The sequence below is a fragment of the Streptomyces sp. NPDC127129 genome, assembly GCF_042671585.1.
Taxonomy (GTDB): Bacteria; Actinomycetota; Actinomycetes; order Streptomycetales; family Streptomycetaceae; genus Streptomyces.
In genome coordinates this window covers 1-3,179 of record NZ_JBHXTV010000037.1, presented here as the reverse complement: position 1 = coordinate 3,179, position 3,179 = coordinate 1, and the positions used below count along the sequence as shown (strand labels likewise).

General features: G+C 56.7%; 1 rRNA gene. It reads right to left on the bottom strand.

Going from position 1 to position 3,179, the window contains the following annotated elements:
• Position 1: 1 nt before the first annotated feature.
• Positions 2-3,125, bottom strand: a 23S ribosomal RNA gene (locus ACFVGW_RS35690).
• Positions 3,126-3,179 lie beyond the last annotated feature (54 nt).

Sequence of the window (3,179 nt, the reverse complement as noted above, 5' to 3'; positions counted from 1 at the left end):
TGAGGACAAGCCCTCGGCCTATTAGTACCGGTCAGCTCCACCCATTACTGGGCTTCCACATCCGGCCTATCAACCCAGTCGTCTACTGGGAGCCTTACCCTCTCAAGGAGGTGGGAATACTCATCTCGAAGCAGGCTTCCCGCTTAGATGCTTTCAGCGGTTATCCCTCCCGAACGTAGCCAACCAGCCATGCCCTTGGCAGGACAACTGGCACACCAGAGGTTCGTCCGTCCCGGTCCTCTCGTACTAGGGACAGCCCTTCTCAATATTCCTACGCGCGCAGCGGATAGGGACCGAACTGTCTCACGACGTTCTAAACCCAGCTCGCGTACCGCTTTAATGGGCGAACAGCCCAACCCTTGGGACCGACTCCAGCCCCAGGATGCGACGAGCCGACATCGAGGTGCCAAACCATCCCGTCGATATGGACTCTTGGGGAAGATCAGCCTGTTATCCCCGGGGTACCTTTTATCCGTTGAGCGACGGCGCTTCCACAAGCCACCGCCGGATCACTAGTCCCGACTTTCGTCCCTGCTCGACCCGTCGGTCTCACAGTCAAGCTCCCTTGTGCACTTACACTCAACACCTGATTGCCAACCAGGCTGAGGGAACCTTTGGGCGCCTCCGTTACCCTTTGGGAGGCAACCGCCCCAGTTAAACTACCCATCAGACACTGTCCCTGATCCGGATCACGGACCGAGGTTAGACATCCAGCACGACCAGAGTGGTATTTCAACGGCGACTCCACCATGACTGGCGTCACGGCTTCAAAGTCTCCCACCTATCCTACACAAGCCGAACCGAACACCAATATCAAACTGTAGTAAAGGTCCCGGGGTCTTTCCGTCCTGCTGCGCGAAACGAGCATCTTTACTCGTAGTGCAATTTCACCGGGCCTATGGTTGAGACAGTCGAGAAGTCGTTACGCCATTCGTGCAGGTCGGAACTTACCCGACAAGGAATTTCGCTACCTTAGGATGGTTATAGTTACCACCGCCGTTTACTGGCGCTTAAGTTCTCAGCTTCGCAACCCCGAAAGGTCACTAACCGGTCCCCTTAACGTTCCAGCACCGGGCAGGCGTCAGTCCGTATACATCGCCTTACGGCTTCGCACGGACCTGTGTTTTTAGTAAACAGTCGCTTCTCGCTGGTCTCTGCGGCCACCCCCAGCTCACGGAGTAAATCCGATCACCAGTGATGGCCCCCCTTCTCCCGAAGTTACGGGGGCATTTTGCCGAGTTCCTTAACCATAGTTCACCCGAACGCCTCGGTATTCTCTACCTGACCACCTGAGTCGGTTTAGGGTACGGGCCGCCATGAAACTCGCTAGAGGCTTTTCTCGACAGCATAGGATCATCCACTTCACCACAATCGGCTCGGCATCAGGTCTCAGCCTTAATGTGTGACGGATTTGCCTACCACACGGCCTACACCCTTACCCCGGGACAACCACCGCCCGGGCTGGACTACCTTCCTGCGTCACCCCATCGCTTACCTACTACCACCTTGGTTCGCCGGCTCCACCACTTTCCTTTCCCCGAAGGGTCCGGAACGGCTTCACGGGCTTAGCATTAATGGGCTCGATATTGGGCGTTTCAAAGCGGGTACCGGAATATCAACCGGTTGTCCATCGACTACGCCTGTCGGCCTCGCCTTAGGTCCCGACTTACCCTGGGCAGATCAGCTTGACCCAGGAACCCTTAGTCAATCGGCGCACACGTTTCTCACGTGTGTATCGCTACTCATGCCTGCATTCTCACTCGTGAACCGTCCACAACTCGCTTCCGCGGCTGCTTCACCCGGCACACGACGCTCCCCTACCCATCACAGCACCCGTTGGGGCTTATTGCTGCAATGACACGACTTCGGCGGTACGCTTGAGCCCCGCTACATTGTCGGCGCGGAATCACTTGACCAGTGAGCTATTACGCACTCTTTCAAGGGTGGCTGCTTCTAAGCCAACCTCCTGGTTGTCTCTGCGACTCCACATCCTTTCCCACTTAGCGTACGCTTAGGGGCCTTAGTCGATGCTCTGGGCTGTTTCCCTCTCGACCATGGAGCTTATCCCCCACAGTCTCACTGCCGCGCTCTCACTTACCGGCATTCGGAGTTTGGCTAAGGTCAGTAACCCGGTAGGGCCCATCGCCTATCCAGTGCTCTACCTCCGGTAAGAAACACACGACGCTGCACCTAAATGCATTTCGGGGAGAACCAGCTATCACGGAGTTTGATTGGCCTTTCACCCCTAACCACAGGTCATCCCCCAGGTTTTCAACCCTGGTGGGTTCGGTCCTCCACGAAGTCTTACCTCCGCTTCAACCTGCCCATGGCTAGATCACTCCGCTTCGGGTCTTGAGCGTGCTACTGAATCGCCCTATTCGGACTCGCTTTCGCTACGGCTTCCCCACACGGGTTAACCTCGCAACACACCGCAAACTCGCAGGCTCATTCTTCAAAAGGCACGCAGTCACGACCCATTGGGTAAACCCAATGAGCGACGCTCCCACGGCTTGTAGGCACACGGTTTCAGGTACTATTTCACTCCGCTCCCGCGGTACTTTTCACCATTCCCTCACGGTACTATCCGCTATCGGTCACCAGGGAATATTTAGGCTTAGCGGGTGGTCCCGCCAGATTCACACGGGATTTCTCGGGCCCCGTGCTACTTGGGTGTCTCTCAAACGAGCCGTCAATGTTTCAGCTACGGGGGTCTTACCCTCTACGCCGGACCTTTCGCATGTCCTTCGCCTACATCAACGGTTTCTGACTCGTCTCACAGCCGGCAGACTGTGAAAGAGAGATCCCACAACCCCGCATGCGCAACCCCTGCCGGGTATCACACGCATACGGTTTGGCCTCATCCGGTTTCGCTCGCCACTACTCCCGGAATCACGGTTGTTTTCTCTTCCTGAGGGTACTGAGATGTTTCACTTCCCCTCGTTCCCTCCACATGCCCTATGTGTTCAGGCATGGGTGACAGCCCATGACGACTGCCGGGTTTCCCCATTCGGAAACCCCCGGATCAAAGCCTGGTTGACGGCTCCCCGGGGACTATCGTGGCCTCCCACGTCCTTCATCGGTTCCTGGTGCCAAGGCATCCACCGTGCGCCCTTAAAAACTTGGCCACAGATGCTCGCGTCCACTGTGTAGTTCTCAAGCAACGACCAGCCACCCATCAC